The sequence below is a fragment of the Collimonas rhizosphaerae genome, assembly GCF_038896935.1.
Classification (GTDB): domain Bacteria; phylum Pseudomonadota; class Gammaproteobacteria; order Burkholderiales; family Burkholderiaceae_D; genus Collimonas; species Collimonas rhizosphaerae.
In genome coordinates this window covers 88,516-107,860 of the sequence record NZ_JBANDC010000013.1, presented here as the reverse complement: position 1 = coordinate 107,860, position 19,345 = coordinate 88,516, and the positions used below count along the sequence as shown (strand labels likewise).

General features: G+C 55.6%; 19 protein-coding genes. 8 read left to right on the top strand and 11 right to left on the bottom strand.

Annotated features, from left to right (window positions below):
- Positions 1–9: 9 nt before the first annotated feature.
- The 6 genes from rlmH to V8G57_RS18215 form a co-directional block, all read right to left on the bottom strand.
- The gene (rlmH, locus tag V8G57_RS18240; RefSeq protein ID WP_014005034.1) at positions 10–480 is read right to left on the bottom strand and encodes a 23S rRNA (pseudouridine(1915)-N(3))-methyltransferase RlmH; all 471 of its coding nucleotides are present in this window, start codon (positions 478–480) and stop codon (positions 10–12) included.
- A gap of 23 nt (positions 481–503) precedes the next feature.
- The gene (gene rsfS / locus V8G57_RS18235) at positions 504–1,133 is read right to left on the bottom strand and encodes a ribosome silencing factor (protein WP_092397659.1); all 630 of its coding nucleotides are present in this window, start codon (positions 1,131–1,133) and stop codon (positions 504–506) included.
- Entirely contained in the window at positions 1,134–1,835 is a 702-nt protein-coding gene (locus V8G57_RS18230) for a nicotinate-nucleotide adenylyltransferase (RefSeq protein WP_342830572.1), read from the bottom strand. It abuts the gene before it with no gap.
- A complete protein-coding gene (hemF, locus tag V8G57_RS18225; RefSeq protein WP_342830571.1) occupies positions 1,835–2,767 on the bottom strand; it encodes an oxygen-dependent coproporphyrinogen oxidase in 933 nt (310 codons plus the stop codon). The genes V8G57_RS18230 and hemF overlap by 1 nt, the downstream gene beginning before the upstream one ends.
- A 120-nt stretch (positions 2,768–2,887) precedes the next feature.
- The gene (gene purD, locus V8G57_RS18220; protein ID WP_342830570.1) at positions 2,888–4,162 is read right to left on the bottom strand and encodes a phosphoribosylamine--glycine ligase; all 1,275 of its coding nucleotides are present in this window, start codon (positions 4,160–4,162) and stop codon (positions 2,888–2,890) included.
- Between the two features lie 14 nt (positions 4,163–4,176).
- Complete coding sequence (locus tag V8G57_RS18215; protein ID WP_092397652.1) at positions 4,177–4,902, bottom strand: YebC/PmpR family DNA-binding transcriptional regulator; 726 nt, start codon at positions 4,900–4,902, stop codon at positions 4,177–4,179.
- Positions 4,903–5,004: 102 nt separating this feature from the next.
- On the opposite strand from V8G57_RS18215, the gene V8G57_RS18210 reads away from it, so the two are divergent.
- The 4 genes from V8G57_RS18210 (at position 5,005) to V8G57_RS18195 (ending at position 8,759) form a co-directional block, all read left to right on the top strand.
- Positions 5,005–6,495, top strand: a complete 1,491-nt coding sequence (locus tag V8G57_RS18210; RefSeq protein ID WP_342830569.1) for a helicase HerA-like domain-containing protein — start codon at positions 5,005–5,007, stop codon at positions 6,493–6,495.
- 129 nt (positions 6,496–6,624) lie between these two features.
- Positions 6,625–7,536: a DMT family transporter gene (locus V8G57_RS18205; RefSeq protein ID WP_092397648.1), complete on the top strand. Its 912-nt coding sequence runs from the start codon at positions 6,625–6,627 to the stop codon at positions 7,534–7,536.
- A 67-nt stretch (positions 7,537–7,603) separates the two neighbouring features.
- Positions 7,604–8,578: a quinone oxidoreductase family protein gene (locus tag V8G57_RS18200; RefSeq protein ID WP_092397646.1), complete on the top strand. Its 975-nt coding sequence runs from the start codon at positions 7,604–7,606 to the stop codon at positions 8,576–8,578.
- Between the two features lie 7 nt (positions 8,579–8,585).
- Positions 8,586–8,759 carry a hypothetical protein gene (locus tag V8G57_RS18195; RefSeq protein WP_175501000.1) on the top strand — a complete coding sequence of 58 codons (174 nt, stop codon included), beginning with the start codon at positions 8,586–8,588 and terminating at the stop codon, positions 8,757–8,759.
- Positions 8,760–8,834: 75 nt separating this feature from the next.
- Here the strand turns inward: V8G57_RS18195 and V8G57_RS18190 are convergent, their stop codons facing one another.
- From V8G57_RS18190 to V8G57_RS18170, 5 genes are all read right to left on the bottom strand, one after another.
- On the bottom strand, positions 8,835–9,467 hold the full coding sequence (locus tag V8G57_RS18190) for a DUF4136 domain-containing protein (protein ID WP_342830568.1): 633 nt from the start codon (positions 9,465–9,467) through the stop codon (positions 8,835–8,837).
- On the bottom strand, positions 9,464–10,717 hold the full coding sequence (locus V8G57_RS18185; RefSeq protein ID WP_342830567.1) for a hypothetical protein: 1,254 nt from the start codon (positions 10,715–10,717) through the stop codon (positions 9,464–9,466). Before V8G57_RS18185 ends, V8G57_RS18190 begins: the two co-directional genes overlap by 4 nt.
- 57 nt (positions 10,718–10,774) lie before the next feature.
- On the bottom strand, positions 10,775–11,728 hold the full coding sequence (locus tag V8G57_RS18180) for a hypothetical protein (RefSeq protein WP_342830566.1): 954 nt from the start codon (positions 11,726–11,728) through the stop codon (positions 10,775–10,777).
- Positions 11,729–12,455: 727 nt separating this feature from the next.
- On the bottom strand, positions 12,456–13,505 hold the full coding sequence (locus V8G57_RS18175; protein ID WP_342830565.1) for an aKG-HExxH-type peptide beta-hydroxylase: 1,050 nt from the start codon (positions 13,503–13,505) through the stop codon (positions 12,456–12,458).
- A 188-nt stretch (positions 13,506–13,693) separates the two neighbouring features.
- The gene (locus V8G57_RS18170; protein ID WP_342830564.1) at positions 13,694–13,819 is read right to left on the bottom strand and encodes a hypothetical protein; all 126 of its coding nucleotides are present in this window, start codon (positions 13,817–13,819) and stop codon (positions 13,694–13,696) included.
- 311 nt (positions 13,820–14,130) lie between these two features.
- Between V8G57_RS18170 and pepN the strand changes: the two genes are divergently transcribed.
- The 4 genes from pepN (at position 14,131) to V8G57_RS18150 (ending at position 19,340) form a co-directional block, all read left to right on the top strand.
- Complete coding sequence (pepN, locus tag V8G57_RS18165) at positions 14,131–16,842, top strand: aminopeptidase N (protein ID WP_342830563.1); 2,712 nt, start codon at positions 14,131–14,133, stop codon at positions 16,840–16,842.
- 78 nt (positions 16,843–16,920) lie between these two features.
- Positions 16,921–17,922 carry a class 1 fructose-bisphosphatase gene (locus tag V8G57_RS18160; protein ID WP_092397640.1) on the top strand — a complete coding sequence of 334 codons (1,002 nt, stop codon included), beginning with the start codon at positions 16,921–16,923 and terminating at the stop codon, positions 17,920–17,922.
- Positions 17,923–18,220: 298 nt separating this feature from the next.
- On the top strand, positions 18,221–18,505 hold the full coding sequence (locus V8G57_RS18155) for a hypothetical protein (RefSeq protein WP_139220048.1): 285 nt from the start codon (positions 18,221–18,223) through the stop codon (positions 18,503–18,505).
- A 277-nt stretch (positions 18,506–18,782) separates the two neighbouring features.
- Positions 18,783–19,340 (top strand): DUF2726 domain-containing protein, encoded by a 558-nt coding sequence (locus tag V8G57_RS18150; RefSeq protein WP_342830562.1) that lies wholly within the window; start codon positions 18,783–18,785, stop codon positions 19,338–19,340.
- Positions 19,341–19,345 lie beyond the last annotated feature (5 nt).

Sequence of the window (19,345 nt, the reverse complement as noted above, 5' to 3'; positions counted from 1 at the left end):
TTGAGGGGCTCAGACGCGGTGATAAGGATGGTTCTGGGTAATCGACCAGGCCCGGTAGAGCTGTTCCGCCAGCAGCACCCTGACCATGCCGTGCGGCAGCGTCAGGCTGGAGATGCGCAGCAGGCTGTCGGCGCCGGCCTTGAATTCAGGATCGAGGCCGTCGGCGCCGCCGATGATGAAGGCGACATCGCGCCCGTCGCGCTGCCATTGGGTCAGCTGCTGCGATAACTGGACGCTGGTGAGGTCTTTGCCGCGTTCATCGAGGGCGACGATGCGCACGCCTTTCGGCAGCACCGCCTCGATCCGGCTGCGTTCCAGCGCCATGGCTGTTTCCGCGGTCTTGCTGCCGGAACGTTCGACCGGCTTGATTTCCTTGAGGACGATGCGGCAGTCCGGCGGCATGCGTTTCGCATACTCGCCGAATCCGCTTTCTATCCATGCCGGCATTTTATGGCCGACCGCAGCGATGATGAGCTGCATGGGGATGCTATGGCCGCGGCAGCTTATTCAGCTGCCTTGGTTTTTGCCGGAGCGCGCTTGACAGCGGGTTTCTTGGCTGGCGCTTTCTTTGGCGCCGCAGTCTTCTTCGGCGGGATCGAGCTCTTCGACGGCGCCACCTTGATGGTTTTGCCGACCGCCTTCTTGGCGCCGTCAGTCTTGACCGGTTTCTTGCGCGCAGGCGCCTTTTTCGGTGTGTCGTCTTCCGGTTTCAGTGCCTGCGAAGTCGTCAGGTGGCGCGAAATCTTCTTCGGCGCTTCTTCTTCGGCTGCGGTGCGGGTGGAAATCCGCTTGGCGGCGCCGAACTTGACTTCCTTGTCGCCCCAGATTTCCTCCAGGCGGTAATACGCGCGGATCGCCGGCTGCATGATGTGCACTACCATGTCGCCCATGTCGACCAGCACCCATTCGCCGGTGTCTTCGCCTTCGACGCTGAGGATGGTGCCGCCGTTTTCCTTGACCTTGTCGCGTACCGAGGCGGCCAGTGCCTTGGTCTGGCGGTTGGAGGTGCCGGAAGCGATCGCGATGCGGTCGAACAGGCCGGTCAGGTGGACCGTGTCGTAGACGCGGATGTCTTGTGCTTTGACGTCTTCGAGTGCATCGATGACGAGACTTTGTAGTTTTTTGATATCCATTTAATTCTTATAGAGATGATGTTGTTCAATATAGTCCAGTACTGCGGCCGGGACCAGCGTGTCGGGTCTTTTTGCGTTGTGCAGCGCGGCACGAATTTCCGTTGCCGAAATGTCTACAGCCAGGTTCTGCGCCAGATAGGTCAAACCGTGCGCGCTCTGGCGAATCTGTTCCGGGGTGGCGGCGCGGCGTGTGAATTCGCGCGTGACCTCGGCCGGAACCTGCGATGCATCCATGGCGAACCCGGGCCGCGAAGCAACGCCCAGGTGGGCATAGTCAAACAGGCGGTCCCAGCCTTGCCAGGTATTCAAGTGCTGCAACTGGTCTGCGCCCATCAGGAATACGATAGACGCCTGCGGTCCAAGTTCGGACCGCAAGGCTTGCAGCGTATCTATCGTATACGTCGCGGTGTGCCGCCGGATTTCCTGCTGGTCGATCACCAAAGGCACGCTTTGCCGGCTGAATGCACGCTCTACCATCGCCACCCGCTGTTCCGGCGTGGCTTCCAGCCCGTGCTTTTGCCATGGGTTGCCGGCAGGAATCACCCGCAATTCATCCGGCGCCAGCAAGGTCACGAAGTACTTCGCCAGCGCGACATGGCCATTATGGACCGGATCGAAGCTGCCGCCGAGAACCGCAATGCATGGCCGGAGCTGGGCCTCGGGATGAACAAGCTGGCTGGATGTCACAGGGGAGCTGCCCATCACACCCACTCGCGATGGATCAGAAAATCGGTGTACAGCTTGGCTTCCGGGCTACCTGCCGCCGGTTGCCAGTCGTAACGCCACTTGACCACGGGCGGCATCGACATCAGGATGGACTCGGTACGTCCCCCGGATTGCAGACCGAACAAAGTGCCGCGATCATACACTAAATTGAACTCGACATAGCGGCCGCGGCGATATGCCTGGAAATCCCGCTCGGTTTCGCCGTAGGGAATATCCTTGCGGCGCGCCAGGATCGGGGTATATGCCGGGATGAAGGCATTGCCCACGCTTTGCATCATGGCGAAGCTGCGGTCGAAGCCCAGCTGGTTGAAATCGTCGAAGAAAATGCCGCCGACGCCGCGCGGTTCCTTGCGGTGTTTCAGGTAGAAGTAGTCGTCGCACCATTGCTTGAAGCGCGGATACAGCTGCTGGCCGGCCTCGTTGTCAAAAGGGGCAAGGGCGTCGCGGCAGCTGCGGTGGAAGTGTTCGACGTCTTCGGTAAAACCGTAATACGGCGTCAGGTCGATGCCGCCGCCGAACCACCAGACCGGTTCCTGGCCTTCTGCGCTGGCGATGAAGAAACGCACGTTCATGTGCACGGTGGGGGCAAACGGATTACGCGGATGCATCACCAGCGACACGCCCATCGCTTCCCACTGGCGGCCGGCCAGTTCAGGCCGGTTGGCGGCGGCCGACGGCGGCAGGCTCTTGCCCATCACGTGCGAAAAACCGACACCGCCGCGTTCCAGCACATTGCCTTCTTCGATGATGCGCGAATTGCCGCCGCCGCCTTCGGCGCGCTGCCATTGGTCGCTGCCGAACTGCTTGCCGTCGATCTGCTCCAGCGCCGCGACGATGCGCGCCTGCAGGTCGAGCAGATAGGATTTGACGGCGCTGGCCGGATTGCCGGTGGTGATGTTTGAGCTCATCGTGGAGTGATGTAGTGAATCTTGTTTAATCAATTGGGGCCAGGGTTGTCCGTCCTTGCCTGACGAAAACCGCTGGCCCCAACTTCTTGATACCGCAGAAAATGCTAGCCGCCCGCTCGATCAGGCATGTTTCTTCAATGCCCGCCAGCCGATATCGCGGCGGAACTGGGCGCCGTTGAAATGAATTGCATCGACCACGTTGTATGCCTGCTTCTGCGCCATCTTGACGCTGTCGCCCAGGCCGACCACGCACAGGACGCGGCCACCGGAAGTGGTCAGGCGCTCGCCGCTGAGGGTGGTGCCGGCATGGAAGGTGACCGCGTCGGCGGTCTCGGCGGGAATCCCGGAAATCAGGTCGTCCTTGCGCGGCGCGTCGGGATAACCGGCTGCGGCCATCACCACGCCGAGCGCGGTGCGGCGGTCCCATTCCAGCTCGATCGTATCCAGCGTGCCGTTGACGGCGTGTTCCATCACCGCCAGCAGGTCGGTTTTCAGGCGCGCCATGATGGGCTGGGTTTCCGGATCGCCCATGCGGCAGTTGAATTCCAGCGTTTTCGGATTGCCCTTGTCGTCGATCATCAGGCCGGCATACAGGAAGCCGCTGAACGGAATGCCGTCCTTGGCCATGCCTTGCACGGTGGGTGTGATGATTTCACGCATGACGCGGGCGTGCAGCGCCGGCGTCACGATAGGCGCCGGCGAATAAGCGCCCATGCCGCCGGTGTTCGGGCCCTGGTCGTCATCCTTGAGGCGCTTGTGGTCCTGGCTGGTGGCCAGCGGCAAGATGTGCTTGCCGTCGACCATGACGATGAAGCTGGCTTCTTCGCCGGCCAGGAATTCTTCGATCACCACGCGCGCGCCGGCATCGCCGAGGCGGTTATCGGACAGCATCATGTCGACCGCGCCATGCGCCTCGTCGATGGTCATCGCAACCACCACGCCCTTGCCGGCAGCCAGGCCGTCGGCCTTGATGACGATCGGCGCGCCTTTCTGGTCGATGTAGCGGTGGGCGGCATTGACGTCGGAAAAGGTCTGGTATTCGGCGGTCGGGATGTGGTGCCGCTGCATGAACGATTTGGCGAAATCCTTGGAGCTTTCCAGCTGCGCGGCTTCCCGCGTCGGTCCGAAAATCTTCAAGCCGCGGTCGCGGAAAACATTCACGATGCCGGCCGCCAGCGGCGTTTCCGGCCCGACCACGGTGAGCGCGACATGTTCGCGTTCAACAAAATCGGCCAGCGCCGAAGGATCGGTGATGTTGATGTTTTCCAGGCGCTGGTCCAGCGCGGTGCCGCCGTTGCCGGGCGCCACGAAGACGGTTTGGATACGCGGTGATTGGGCGATTTTCCACGCCAGGGCATGCTCACGGCCGCCAGAGCCCACTACCAGAATTTTCATATAAACGATCCGAGTCAGTCTTCGATTACTGCGTTGCTGTAAATTTCTTGCACGTCGTCCAGGTTTTCCAGGGCGTCGAGCAGCTTTTGCATCTTGATGGCGTCGTCGCCCGAGAATACGGTTTCGGTCGCCGGCTTCATGATGATTTCCGCCATTTCAGCCTTGAAGCCGGATTTTTCCAATGCGCCTTTGAGCGCGGCAAAATCATGCGGCGCGGAAATGACTTCGATCCCGCCTTCGTCGTCGGTGAGGACATCCTCGGCGCCGGCTTCCAGCGCTGCTTCCATCAGGGCGTCTTCATTGGTGCCCGGCGCGAACAGCAGCTGGCCGCAATGCTTGAACATGAAAGCCACCGAACCTTCGGTGCCCATGTTGCCGCCGAACTTGGAAAACGCGTGGCGAACTTCGGCCACGGTGCGGATTCTGTTGTCAGTCATGCAATCGACAATGATCGCGGCGCCGTTGATGCCGTAGCCTTCGTAGCGCACTTCCTCATAGTTGACGCCTTCCAGGCCGCCGCTGCCGCGCTGGATCGCGCGGGTGACGTTATCCTTCGGCATATTGGCGTCGGACGCCTTGTCAACCGCCAGCCGCAGGCGCGGATTGGCGTCGATGTCGCCGCCGCCCATGCGGGCCGCAACCGTGATTTCCTTGATCAGCCGCGTCCAGATCTTGCCGCGCTTGGCGTCGGTGGCGGCCTTCTTGTGCTTGATATTGGCCCATTTGCTGTGTCCAGCCATGATGATTCTTTCGTGCGTGAGTTAGCTATAATCAAAGCGCAATTTTACCATATTGCACTTTCGTGAAATCCATTGAAATCCACTTAAAACGTCTGCCAAACCATGTCAAATCCTCTCCTGATTGCCAAAAACGCCCAGCATGACCTGGCGCTCCTGCCCGCACTGGTGAACCGCCATGGCTGCATCACCGGCGCCACCGGCACCGGCAAGACCGTCACCTTGCAGGTGATTGCGCAAGCGCTGTCGGATAGCGGCGTGCCGGTTTTCATGGCGGACGTCAAGGGCGACCTGTCCGGCATGGCCAAGGCCGGCGCGGCGTCGGACAAGCTCAAGCAGCGCCTGCAGGCGCTCGGCATGGCCGAGCCGCAATGGGCCGCCACGCCCGTGACTTTCTGGGATGTGTACGGCGTGCAGGGGCATCCGGTGCGGGCCACCATCTCCGACATGGGGCCGCTGCTGCTGGCGCGCATGCTCAACCTGAACGATACCCAGCAGGGCGTATTGCAGCTGGCGTTCAAGATTGCCGACGACAATGGCTTGCTGCTGCTGGACCTGAAGGACCTGCGGGCGATGCTGCAGCACGTCGGCGACAACGCCGCCAGCTTCCAGACCGAATACGGCAATATTTCCGCTGCCAGCATCGGCGCCATCCAGCGCGGCCTGATCGGCATCGGCGAACAGGGCGGCGAGCAGTTCTTCGGCGAACCGATGCTGAACATCGACGACCTGATCCAGACCGACGGCAGCGGCAAGGGCGTGGTCAACATCCTGGCGGCGGACAAGCTGATGAACGCGCCGCTCCTGTATTCGACCTTCCTGCTGTGGATGCTGTCGGAACTGTTCGAGCGCCTGCCGGAAGTCGGCGACCTGGACAAGCCGAAACTGGTGTTCTTCTTCGACGAAGCCCACCTGCTGTTCAGCGAAGCACCCAAGCCGCTGCTGCAAAAGATCGAGCAGGTGGTGCGCCTGATCCGTTCCAAGGGCGTCGGCGTGTTCTTCGTGACGCAGAATCCGCTGGATATTCCCGATACCGTGCTGGGCCAGCTGGGCAACCGGGTGCAGCATGCGCTGCGGGCGTATACGCCGCGCGACCAGAAAGCGGTGCAGGCCGCCGCCGAGACCTTCCGCGCCAATCCCGATTTGAATACCGCCCAAATCATCAGCGAGCTCGGCGTCGGCGAAGCGCTGGTGTCTTTCCTCGATGAGAAGGGGCGGCCGAACATCGTCGAGCGCGCCTTCATCCTGCCGCCGGCGTCGCAGATCGGGCCGATCAGCGACGACGAACGCAAGCAGCTGATTGCATCGTCGATCGTCGCCGGGGTGTATGAAACTGCGGTCGACCGTGAATCCGCGTACGAAAAGCTGAAAGGGCGGGTGGCGGCCGCTCCGGCCGGCAAGGACGGCGCCGGAGCGGGTGCGGACTCTGCCGGCAGCTCATGGGGCAGCGTGCTGGGCGGCCTGCTCGGCGGCGGTTCGGGGCGCAAGGACAGCTTGGTGCAGGCAGTGGTCAAGTCCGCTGCGCGCACCATCGGATCGCAGGTCGGGCGCGAATTGATACGCGGCGTGCTGGGATCTTTGCTGAAGAAGAAGTGAAGAATAAGTGAGATTGACCATCACCAATGATCGCGTTCAGGGGCCGCGGCAGGAGGCAGTTTTTTTCCTAACCATTGCCTTAGCAACGCGATCTTCACATACCCATTACAATTCCACCATGGGCAAACAATGAGCGGCAAGTTGCAGCCTGGCGGCCGCCAGGTTTTTCTTGGCGGCTTGGCAATTGCAATTGCCGGCGCCATCCTGTTTTCTGCCAAGGCCATTGTCGCCAAGCTGATTTACCGTTATCCGGTCGACGCCGTATTGCTGATCACGTTTCGCATGCTATTCGCCTTGCCCCTGTTCGCCGCGGTGGCATTGTGGAAGGCGCGCAGCGAAGCGCCGCTGGCGAACCAGGACCGGGTGCGGATCGTGGTTCTGGGATTGATCGGATATTACCTGTCGAGCTTTCTGGATTTTCTCGGCTTGCAGTATATTTCTGCCGGGCTGGAGCGCCTGATACTGTTCTTGACGCCCTCGTTCGTGCTGCTGATGTCGTTCCTGTTTTATGGGCGCCGGGTGACTTGGCTGGAGTGGGGGGCTTTGCTGATTTCCTACCTGGGGACGGTGCTGGTGTTCCTGCACGATGTGCGCCTGGGAGGCGCGAATGTCGGCCTCGGCAGTGCGCTGGTGCTGGGCGCGGCGGTCAGTTACGCACTGTACCTGATGCTGTCCGGGGAACTGGTTAGCCGGGTCGGGGCGATGCGGCTGGTGGCGTATGCAATGTGCGTATCGTGCGCCGCCTGCATCCTGCAGTTCTTGCTGTTGCGGCCGTGGCAGGTCCTGTTGCAGCAGCAGCCGGCGGTATATGGCCTGTCGGTCATCAATGCCGTGTTTTGCACGGTGCTGCCGGTATTCCTGACCATGGTCGCGGTGGCCCGCATCGGCCCTGCGACTGCGGCGCAGGCTGGCATGGTCGGGCCGGTCTCCACCCTGTTCCTGGGGGCCTTGATTTTGGCGGAACCGGTTACGGCGATCCAGCTGACCGGGACCGGGCTGGTGTTGGCGGGTATTTACCTGATTTCGAAAAAGAAATCATAGGGATTTAAAAAAGCAACACAATTAAAAAAAGCGGCAATTTGACGCATATTTGGAGGTGAGAGCAATCATGGTAAAAGCAATCAGGATGTCGCGGACCGGTGGCCCGGAAGTGATGGAATATGTCGACGTGGAAGTCGGTGACCCGGGACCGGGCGAAGTGCGGATACGGCATGTCGCTTGCGGCCTGAATTTCATCGACGTCTACTTCCGCAGCGGCTTGTATCCACAGCCCTTGCCGGGCGCCCTGGGACAGGAAGCCGCCGGCGTGATCGAAGCGGTCGGCGCCGGCGTACAGCATGTCAAGGTAGGCGACCGGGTGTCATACGCCACGCGCCCGAATGGCGCTTATTCCGAGGCGCGCGTGATGCCTGCCGCGTTCCTGGTCAAATTGCCGGATTCCATCAGTTTCGATACCGCCGCCGCGATGACGCTGCAAGGCTTGACGGTGCAGTACCTGTTCCGCCGCACCTTTCCTTTGCGCGGCGGCGAAACCATCCTGTTCCACGCCGCTGCCGGCGGCGTCGGCCTGATCGCCAGCCAATGGGCCAGGGCATTGGGCGTGACCATGATAGGCACGGTCAGCTCCGATGAAAAAGCAGCGCTGGCGAAGGCAGCCGGCTGCGCCCATGTGATCAACTACAAGACCGAAAATTTCGTCGAGCGGGTACGTGAAATCACCGGCGGCAAAGGCGTGCCGGTGGTCTACGATTCGATCGGCAAGGATACTTTCATCGGTTCGCTGGACAGCCTGGCGCCGCTCGGCACCATGGTCAGTTTCGGCAACGCTTCCGGTGCGGTGCCGCCGTTCAGCCTGAACGAACTGGCGTCGCGCGGCTCGCTGACCATTACCCGGCCGTCGCTGCCGAGCTATATCGCCAGCCGCGCCGACCTGGATGCGGCCGCGGCCGACCTGTTCCAGATGGTGGACAGCAAAAAAATCACGATTGAAATCAACCAGCGCTATGCCTTGAAAGACGTGGCGCAAGCGCATATCGACCTGGAGTCGCGCAAGACCACCGGTTCCACCATCCTGATTCCCTGAGGCATGCATGAACGACCCCTTGAAACAGCAGCCGGATGCGCAAAATCCGATGAACCACCCGGAAGAGCAGGCCAGCGGCAGCGAGGGTTCACCCAAGTTTGGCCGCCTGCTGATCGTACTGGTGCTGGCGGTCATGCTGATCGGCTTCATCACGTTTGCCAGCGAATGGTTTTATAGCTGACTCCGCGCCCGATGAAAAACGGCCTGTGGTCCCTGGTGAAAGGGAACACAGGCCGTTTTGCCGCCGACAGGCTTGTTATTTCTGGTCTTCGACTTTCAATTCAACCTGGTGCGGCACGCCGCTCTTGCCAGGGAAGTCGGTGAATGCGCTGCGCACCATGTACGGCATCACGGCAGGCAAGGAATTCATCTTGCCTTCGCTGGAGACCGTGACGTCATACAGTTTCTGGCCGTTGCCGGCGCGCGTGATCGCGATGTTCAGGCGGCGCTGGAACAGCTGGTAGTTGTATTCGCGCTGGCCGATCACCTGCGGTGCGTACCAGAACGGATCGTAATACGGGCTGTAGAACCTTGGGCCGCCCCAGGCATAAGGTCCGTAAGGGCCGTACCACATGGGATCCGCCACTACCGGTTCGACCACATGGACATCGCGCGCAGCAATGCCGTAGTTAAGCGCGACCTTTAGCTGCGGCGAGGCGCTGCCGGCTGGCACGAATCCCAGGCGCTGCAGCTCCTGCCGCACCAGGTTTTCGTAATTGCGATATTCCAGGTCATTGTTTTGCGCCGCCGTAGTTTCGAACACATAGGACTTGTCCGGCAAATCGGCCGGCCATTCGTTGAAGGCGGTGACGTCGCTGCGGATGACCGTGGCGCAACCGCCTAGCAGCAATGTGAATGCGGCCAGACAGAGAGTGATGATGGATTTCATGGGGGTTCCTCTTGGTGGGGGGCTGGACCTGGGGTTTGCCTCATTTTGGCGTGCTGTGGGATCAAACCTTGGCATATTCCCATATATATGCCAAGAGCAATCACAGATGCCAAACCAAACGTGGCACTCAGTAAAAGAGGGTCAAATCCAGCGTCAAGCAATAATCCAACGGAGAGTTGAGATACGATAAAGCCGAGTTTGCTCACAGTATCGATCCGAGCTAGATGATTTGCCTGATTGTTCCCTTTTATTTCTTTATACAATTTGACAAAGACACAGGTTGTTTGGAGAGCATACGCCATACCAAAGCACAAGGCGGCGACCATGAACATAAAAACATTATTCCTCAACCCCCAATAGCCAATGCAAAACCCTGCTGTCAATATATAAAGTAAGCAAATACTTCTCCAATCAGAAAATCGCTCTGCTAACTTCGGATAAATCATTGTGACTACATTGGTAAATACAAAGGAGGCGTAAAAAATAGTGAGTGGATTGATTGCATACAGTTCCAATTTATAACTTGTAATGGCCTTAATTACCATTAGACCATTTGCTCCGAAGAATAAATTAAATGCGAATAAATATAGCGCCAGCGCCCTGACTTCCTTGCCTGTCCTCCAGATTTCTGTGCTTTTCTCTGAAACAGACGTTTGTCTCTCTAGAAGCAGGAAAGGGTTTGTATTAACAAAAAACAGTAGCCAAGCCATGGATACTATGCCAAAAAAGATCGGCACACACAAAATCAACCCCAAAGTTCTCCAATCCCCCGACGGAATTTGTAGAGCAATTAGGGAGGTAATTGCAATTGTTCCTCGCTTCCCGATGTTGAGAAATGAGCCGATACGACCAAAGGAAAAATGCTCGTTTTGGGACAGGATGTAACGAAAATCTATACTCGCATATCCGTCAGAAATGAAGAGAATAGCTGCGAGTATCATCCATACTATCCAAATATAATTTGGTGCATCTTTCAAAAAAAATAGACACAATGCTAAAATAAAAAGTCCAAACCTTGCAATAAGCGCTAAACTGAATTTAGCAATGATCGACCGATTTGCAATCTCTGCCGCAATCCTCTTTGCGCCTAGAACCCTCACACCGGCTGTTGTGAAAAAAAGAATGCTCGAAATTAATCCACCATGCTCGATTGATGTAAGAAAAAATGCCGCGGCAAGAAGAAACATCCACTCCCACGCAGTGTAAATAACTTCAAAGGAGAGTAAACAATAACCAGGTAATTTTTTCATTTTTGACAATTGGCTATGATTCAACGGACATACTTCAAGGGAGGTCAAAATGGTGCATCAGCAAACAAAGTCGATACTGGCCTCCATGGAGCCTAAATTATTAAGTCTTAGATCAGCTAAGGTTGGGAAATCAGTTGCGACTGCGCGTACGACAGCCATTGATTCCGATTCGGCCAGCACACAATAGGAAATATCGCTACCTCCACATAGCGAAATCACGCCTTCAATTGAACAACTATCAGTCGGTACAGGGATAGATTTGACGCATCCGTTTTCGAGAAAATCCAGACGCTTGAGAATCATTGCAGCATCAGTTTGAGATGCCATACGCTGGCGAGTGTGTTTATTAACGATATGCTTAGTACTCTTTCCAGCTAGGATATTGTCCGCGAGCATAATTGCTTCCGCCCGACTTTTATTAATGGCATGTCTAATTGAATCATCTCTGCTTGCACCCAATGTCAGAAATTTATGGTCGCGCCCCACCAAGACAGCCATCACAAATCCGGTTTGTTGCTTATCTGCCGTCGTGTAAAAATAACAGAGATGATCTCCTATGGTTTCTTTAGATATAAGAGCTATGGGAAGCTCACAGTAAAATATTTTCCCAAGTAAAGCACGCTCAAGTATCTCATTAGCGGCGTGTACTATTGCGTCCTTCCGCGAAACACGGATGGCAAGTCCAACAGCATCCGAACCAGGGCGTAGCATGACCTCATCGGGAGTCGCCATTCCTTTGACTATATTCTGAGAAAATGAGTAAAGAGGGTATCCGTCGCTGGTATCATTCCTAAAGTCGAACATCGCAAACGCCCGTTCTTTACATTCAAATCGGGCGACGAGTACTGCTTCTTCCCTAGTTTTTTTACAGGAAAACCCACCCACAAAATACGGAGCTGCGGAACCATTCGTATTGACGTGAATCCCGGTGCCTGCAACATACATCTCTCCAATAGATGTCATGCGATGAGTTACAACTGATTTTTCAATGATTGAGGCTAGTTGATCCATGTGTCTTTGGTGAAACATAGGCGGACTCTCTCGAAATTTTGATTATTCAGCAGAAGGTAGGCTGAACAGGATTAGCGTTAAAAACGTTGCGTAAAACATCAAGTATGCGATTGCCTTGTATTTTCTGCTTGACCTTGGGCATATGCTCAGCGTGTTCAGCTACATTGTTGGGGAAGAGAACAGGTGGATTGGTGATAAAAAGCAGTACCGTATCAGCATGCTTGCGCGATCGTCGCAGCGAGTTGAAAGCAACCGACTGTTTGGTTTCGCCACGATTGCCTCGTTGCTTGGGTATTTCTGGATGTGTCGTTCACCGTCGTGCAAAATGGGGTTATGGAACGTATCGAAGGCAGCTTTCACCTCAAGCGGAACCATACATAGGGATATCGCAGAACTTACGGGTACTATTGGATTGTTCTGGCTGCACAACGGTAGCATCAAGAAGAGGGAAAGGTTGTTGAGTTTCAAGGTGCTCAAGACCCATTTGAAAAACCGATGCTGCTTATCTGCGAAGGCTTGAGAGCGCATCGTGGCCGACTGGTGCGTGAAGATATACTGCCGCTGTATGCACTGGATTTGAACCTCGCAGAATATTTGTGGGTCTAGCTCAACCGACATGCACTGACCAACTACTGTCACAACGATCTGGGCGAGCGCAGACGATTGCGCGCAATAAGTTCAAAAATATCCTTCGATCATTGCTGCTATACAGTGGGGATGTCATGAATTATGGAAATCTTAATAATTTCGCCATATCTTCCAACAAAAACCTTCCTGATTCTGTTAACACAGCATTTTTATGAATCTCTTTCAATCCAGATTTTACTTTCCCTTCAATAACTTTACATCTGGCGAGACGATAATTTTCATCTCGTTCCTCAGAGAAATTAATTGACCGAAGAACGTTGTAGATCCGAGTAAGTACAAATACCGCATGAAATACCCCCCGCATCGGCCTTAAATCAAAACGAATTGGTGAAACGTATTTCGCTTCATTGTCATTCAGAAAAAGTTTGTGAGTTTCCATGAGCAAATCCAAGTGAACATGGGCCGTTTCATGAATTAATTGTTCCACATAGTAGACAAGAGGTGGGGCATTAACAACCGTTGCTTCAACACCTTCACGTAACTCCCCAGATCCAGTTGAATTACGAATAAAAATGGCGCCGATATGTTGCTCTGAAGACCATCCAGAAATTCCTATTCCATCGTATAAACCTATAGTTGAAATATATCTGCATAGTTCGTCAAAATAAACGTGTGCAGGAGAGTTTTTTAATAATACCAATGCTTTATTAATAAAATTTTTATGGAAAATAAATGACTCTTCCATTACTGGCTTGATATTTGCTGTCAGCGTATAAAAATTTCTATTTTTTTCAAAAGCCTTGTTTGCAACATCTGCGACATCCTCTCCCTTTACCCATTGAACATCTGAAATATTTCGGATGATTGGAAAAACAAAAATCAAATCGTCTTCTGCAGTTTCATTGAAATTAATGAGAGCAGATTTAAGGCCATCAATTCCATTGCATTTTTTTATTGACTCTACACAAAGGCAATTTGTTGCAAAAAGATATGATGAAGCAGGGGTATTTACAAAGCGATCTGACAAACGTTTGATACCTGAAATATCAATATTTAAAGGGCCAGCTGCTGCTTTTGCCACATGGAGCAAACTATTGAAAACACGGCGTTGATAATTTAGGTAAAGAACCTGCGCATTATTTGTCGATGGAAACGCACTTACATTAATCAATGTTTCTGAAGTATGCATTTTATTGCCATATGAAATATGCTATACCTACGAGCATAATAATTAAAACATGCTGGGTATTGAAGAGCGACCAGCTGCGAATGTGCACATAATCACACGGATCTAAATTGAAATAACTTTTCAGCACCTTGTTAATGAAAAAAAGGGGAAATAAAAATCTTACCCCCCCCCTCCTTTTCTTTTCAAACTTATGTCATGAAGGACATGTCAAGAACGCCCGCATAGGACTCGACCAACTCGCTATCATTAATCGCAACAGCAATTTGAGCAAACATATCTTCTTCAACTTGTTCAACGATTTTATTTTGTTCCATGAGTTTCTCCATTAATTATTGAGGACCTGCTGAAAGTAAATTTACTGTCCAATTCGCTATGCGGTTTTAGACTAGATGAGTCTATCCGATTTTGACAGGCATGAGTATAAATTTTGTGATTTTTGGCATGATTCATGGGCTGACAACCCACTATAAATCGCATGATGATTTGTGTTTTGATTGGTAGAATCACTATCTGCCTGAACGATTGAGACGGCCAGCTAGGTGATTAAGCAGTTCGTCAATCTTGGCACATAGACTTAGTTGCCAACCATAGTTCATAGTTATCAACCGTCATTCCACATTACTCTATGCGCACAGACATCTCTGCCACGCCATTAACCGTTCTTCGTAAGGATTACACCGTTCCCGCCTTCCTGGTCGACAGCGTCGACATGGGCTTCGACCTTGATCCGGCAGCCACCCGTATCGCCACCCGCATCACGATGCGGCGCAATCCGGCCAGCGGCAGCAAGGAAATCGTCCTGTTCGGCGAAGAGCTGGAACTGCTGCAACTGCGCCTGAACGGCAAACAATTGAAACCCGGCCAGTACCAGCTGGAAGCGGGCAAGTTGCGCATCGCTTCGGCGCCGGCCAAGGTGGTGCTGGAAATCGAAACGCTGACCAGACCGGAAAAAAATACTTCGCTGATGGGTTTGTATGTATCCAACGGCAATTTTTTCACCCAGTGCGAAGCAGAAGGGTTTCGCAAGATCACCTATTTCCCTGACCGTCCCGACGTGATGGCCAAATACACCGTGATGCTGCGCGCCGACAAGAAGAAATATCCGGTGCTGCTGTCGAACGGCAACCTGATCGACGAAGGCGAACTAACAGATGGCCGCCACTACGCCAAGTGGGAAGACCCGTTCAAGAAACCGTCCTACCTGTTCGCGCTGGTGGCCGGCAATCTGGTCTGCCAGGAACAAAAACACATGCTAAAATCCGACCGCGAAGTCTTGCTGCAGGTATGGGTCGAAGACGGTAACCTGGGCAAGACCCGGCACGCCATGGATTCCCTGGTCAACAGCATCCGCTGGGACGAAGAACGCTTCGGCCTGGAGCTCGACCTGGACCGCTTCATGATCGTCGCCGTCGGCGACTTCAACATGGGCGCGATGGAAAACAAGGGCCTCAACATATTCAACACGGTATATGTTCTGGCCAATCCACGCATCGCTACCGACATCGACTACGCCAATATCGAAGCGGTGGTCGGCCACGAATATTTCCATAACTGGACCGGCAACCGCGTCACCTGCCGCGACTGGTTCCAGCTGTCCCTGAAAGAGGGCCTGACCGTATTCCGCGACCAGGAGTTTTCGGCGGACATGGTCGGCACCGACAGCGGCCGCGCCGTCAAGCGCATTGATGACGTACGCGTCTTGCGCCAGGCCCAGTTCCCGGAGGATGCCGGTCCGATGGCGCACTCGGTGCGGCCTGATTCCTATGTCGAAATCAATAATTTCTACACCGTCACGATTTATGAAAAAGGCGCCGAAGTGGTGCGCATGTACCAGACCCTGTTCGGCCGCGACGGTTTCCGCAAAGGCATGGACTTGTATTTCGAGCGGCATGACGGCCAAGCGGTAGAGTGCGACGATTTCCGCGCCGCGATGGTCGACGCCAACGGCCGCGACCTGAGCCAGTTCGAGCGCTGGTACAGCCAGGCCGGCACGCCGCGGGTGCAAGTACAGAGCAAGTACGACGCCGTCAAGAAAACCTACGAGCTGACACTGACGCAGACCTGTGCGCCGACCCCGGGCCAGGCCAAGAAGCTGCCATTCCATATCCCGGTTGCAGTCGGTCTGCTCGATAGCAAAGGCAAGGACATGCCGCTGCATTTGCAGGCAGACGGCAAGGGCCAGGCCGGCGGCGCAACCACCCGCGTGCTGGAGCTGACCAAGGCGCAGCAGACCTTCCGTTTCGTCGATGTGGCGGAACAGCCAGTGCCGTCGATCTTGCGTAATTTTTCGGCGCCGGTGGTGCTGGATGTCGAATACAGCGATGCCGAACTGGCTTTCCTGCTGGCGCACGACAGCGATCCGTTCAACCGCTGGGAAGCCGGCCAGCGTCTCGCTACGCGCAGCTTGCTGGCGCTGACTGCAGCGGTGCAGGATGCAGGGCAAGCCGGCCATGTGGTGGCGCTGCAGGAGGTCTTGGACAATGCGGCCTCCAACAGCGCAGCGTTGGGCACGGCGTTCGGCCTGATCCTCAACGATGCGAAGCTTGACGCGGCTTTCCGCGAACTGGCCCTGACCCTGCCGTCGGAAGTCTTGCTGGCAGAGCAGACCGAAGTGATCGATCCGCAAGCGATCCACCAGTCGCGCCAATACCTGCGCGGCAAGCTGGGACTGGCGCTCAAGGATGACCTGCTGGCGGCTTACCATGCCAGCCAGACACTCGGCGCATACAGCCCGGATGCGGAAGCGTCTGGCAAGCGCGCATTGAAGAATGTCGCCCTGTCGTACCTGATCCAGGCCGACGACGAGGCGGCGCATGCGCTGGCCCAGCAGCAATACGACAACGCCAACAACATGACCGACCGCCTGGCCGCGCTGGTGGCGCTGACTAACAGCAGTGCGCCAGGCAAGGCTGCCGCACTGGAAAAATTCTATAAGGATTTCGAGCAGGAAGCATTGGTCATCGACAAATGGTTCGCCTTGCAAGCCACGGCTTACACGGCCGATGTCGCGGCGATCCGCGCCTTGCTGGAGCATCCGGCGTTCACGCTGAAAAACCCGAACCGCGCGCGCAGCCTGATTTTCAGTTTCTGCAGCGGCAACCCGGCCAATTTCCACGCGGCCGACGGCAGCGGCTATGAATTCTGGGCCGACCAGGTGATCGCACTCAACGGCGTCAATCCGCAAGTGGCGGCGCGGCTGGCGCGCAGCCTGGACCGCTGGCGCAAATATGCGCCGGCGCTGCAGGAAAAGATGCGCGCGGCCTTGCAGCGCGTCGCCGCAGCGCCTGACTTGTCGAAAGACGTACTGGAAGTCATCGGCAAAGCACTCGCCAACTGATTTTTTTGCCGTTTCCCAACCGGCAGCGGGAAGGTTTCCGCTGCCGGCCGGGGAAGGCTACAACAAAGAAAGAGCAATATGAAACGTATTAGTCTTACCCAGCACCTGATAGAGCAACAACGCTTGCACAACAGCATCCCGGCCGAACTGCGGCTGCTGATCGAAGTGGTCGGGCGCGCCTGCAAGACCATCAGCCACGCCGTCGGCAAGGGCGCGCTGGGCGAAGTCCTGGGCAGCGCCGACAGCGAGAACGTGCAAGGCGAAGTGCAGAAGAAACTGGACATCATTTCCAATGAAATCCTGCTGGAAGCCAATGAGTGGGGCGGCCACCTGGCGGCCATGGCTTCGGAAGAAATGGAATCGATACACCCGATTCCCAACCGCTATCCGCAAGGCGAATACATGCTGCTGTTCGATCCGCTCGACGGTTCCAGCAACATCGACGTCAATGTCTCGATCGGCACCATTTTCTCCGTGCTGAAAGCACCGGACGGCATGAAATCGCCGACCGAACAGGATTTCATGCAGTCGGGCCGCAAGCAGGTCGCTGCCGGCTACGCCGTCTACGGCCCGCAGACCATGCTGGTGCTAACCACCGGCAATGGCGTGGATTGTTTTACCCTGGACCGTGAAATGGGTTCGTGGGTCCTGACCCAGCGCGGCATGCAAATCCCGGCCGAGACCAAGGAATTTGCGATCAACGCTTCCAACGCGCGCCACTGGCACCCGCCGGTCACGCGTTATGTCAACGAAATGCTGGCAGGCAGCAGCGGGCCGCGCCAGAAAGATTTCAACATGCGCTGGATCGCATCGATGGTGGCTGACGTCCACCGCATCCTGAACCGCGGCGGCATCTTCATGTACCCGGCCGATGCGCGTGAACCGGACAAGCCAGGCAAGCTGCGCCTGATGTACGAAGCCAACCCGATGGCCTTCATCGTCGAGCAGGCCGGCGGCGCCGCCACCGACGGCAAGCAGGCGATCATGGATATCCAGCCGGAGAAGCTGCACCAGCGCGTGCCGGTCTTCCTCGGTTCGAAGAGCGAAGTCGAACTGGTGACCCGCTATCACCAGGAATAAGCAGGAGCCTTCTCCGCGAAGCCCGGCGCAGATGCAGCGCCCAGGCGCTTCGCGGAGCGCCATGACGGCAAAACGCCAGACTTAGTGTAGTACTTTGCAAATAATGAAACTTCATAAACGGCGTCTTTTCGCGCCATGCGTCGTTGCAAATCCTCGCGATAGCACTGCTATCGCTCCGGTTTGCGTCTAGCCTGGCACAAAAATACACCATTTCTGAAGCTCCATTACTTACAAAGCACTACACTGATAAAATCGCACACTTGCGGCAAAATTTATCCATAAAGACAAGAGGAACAGATTGAAAACAGCACTAATCGGAGATAAAGACATCCCCGAGTTCGACCACGACATCATGGCCAACCTGCTGATCACGTCGACAGAACTGAACGTCGTCAGGCAAGAACAGATATTGCTCGGCATCCGCAATGCGAAACAGGAAATCTACCGTGTCATCGGCGCCTCCAGCAGCAAGCAGTTCAACAATGCCGCGGAAGAGCTGGAAGACCTGGGTTTGAGCAATGAACTGGAAGAAGCAGATCGCGCCAAGAATGGCTACGATGCGATTTTCGGGCTGACCGAGTAATTCCGGCCTGTAAATATAGCCAGCTACTGTCGGCTCAGCGAGCTGGCAGGGTTGGGCGGACCAGATGTCCGCCGTCCCTTGCTCCCCCCATCCTGTGCCGCTTTTCTCGCGGTGCGCCGATATCTGCCGGCCTTTCCCGGCCAGTTCTTTTCCAAGATCCTGACGGCCCCGCTGCCGGCGATTGCGATAAACAATCCATAAGTACTGCATTTTTGACTTCATTATATTTCCATATAGAAATATAATGGCCGCTGCACTCAACTAGAGGAACTGAATAATGAAAGCAGTCATTGCACTCACGGTGCTAACGCTCATTATCATGGCTGTGATTGCTGTGGTTACCAGGGAGAAGCAGGCGAAGCTGCAAAAGCGACGCGAATACGTCAAGAAAAAACCGATGTCGAACAATGAACAGATCATGTACTGGCGGCTGGTAGGCGCGTTGCCGGACCACATGGTGCTGGCGCAAGTCGGGCTGAGCCGCTGCCTCGGCACCAAGGACAGCGCCGGTCTCGACAGCCTGACGGCAAAGAACCTGGATTTCGTGATTTGCGACAAAGCCAGCGATGTGGTCGCGGTGATCGAGATAGACAACAAGAATCACAACAGCAAGACCGTCAGCAAAGAGGATGAACGAAAGTACAAGGCACTGAAAAAGGCCGGTATCGATATCATCCGCTGGCGCGCAAATTCATTGCCAAGCGAAGCTGACATCAGGGAACGCTTTACGCTGCTTGACCCAAGCAAAAAATTGAGGGTGGTGAAAAGCAGGAGCCATCAGACCAGCATATTCGGCATCGGCATCGGCAAATACCGCAACACCGGCGCCGGTTGAGCCGG